1 protein-coding gene is annotated in these 796 nt (G+C 64.2%); it reads left to right on the top strand.

The window, feature by feature from the left end; translation table 11 throughout:
* Positions 1 to 796 (top strand): hypothetical protein (locus NKJ55_RS35430; RefSeq protein ID WP_502904553.1); only part of this gene is annotated, 796 nt, incomplete at both ends.

Here is a 796-nt window from a genome sequence, read left to right as displayed (position 1 = left end):
TTGCCCGCCAGGACGTCACCATCGGCACGCTGACCCACACCACGACCAGCGTGCGCGATGCCTCCGGCCAGACGCTGCGCACCCAGTACCTGCCGGTGCAGCTCGACTTCGGCACGCTTGCCGCACCGCTGCAATACACCGCCGGCAACAAGCTGCTCTCGGCTTCAGGCTTCATCACCTCGACGCTCTACGAGGCCGACGGCCAGACGAAAGAGATCACCTATGCCAATGGCGTAAAGACGTCCTTCATTTATTCGCCGACCCGCCGCTGGCTGACCCGCGTCACCACGGCAAGGGGCGCAACTGTCCTGCTCGACGACCAGTATGCCCGCGATCTCATCGGCCGCATCAGCGGCACGACGGGGCTGACGGCTTCCGACAGCTGGACCTATGGCTACGACAAGGCCGACCGGCTGACTTCGAGCGACAATCTTGGCAACAACACGCTGGACGAGACTTTTGTCTATGCCGCCAACGACAATCTGACCTCGCGCACCCGCGTTGCCGGGACCTACGTCTATCCCGCGGCTACATCACCGCGTCCGCACGCCCCGACCGCGGTCGGCGCCAAGACGCTCACCTATGATGCCAATGGCAACATGACCGCCGACGGCACCAGGACGCTGACCTGGGACGAAGCCAACCGCCTGAAGACGGTGACGCAGGCCGCCAGCACCGTTTCTCTCTCCTACGGCCCAGACGGCGCGCGCAGCAAAAAAAGCTCATCCTTCGCCACCACGCTCTATCCCGATGCCTCCGTCGAGATCGATCCGGCGACACCGGGAGCGGAGATCTA

Origin of the sequence: Mesorhizobium sp. M0106 (assembly GCF_040322715.1) — a bacterium.
Classification (GTDB): Bacteria; Pseudomonadota; Alphaproteobacteria; order Rhizobiales; family Rhizobiaceae; genus Mesorhizobium.
The sequence above is the reverse complement of the archived record's forward strand: the minus strand, read 5'-3'. Positions and strand labels throughout refer to the sequence as shown.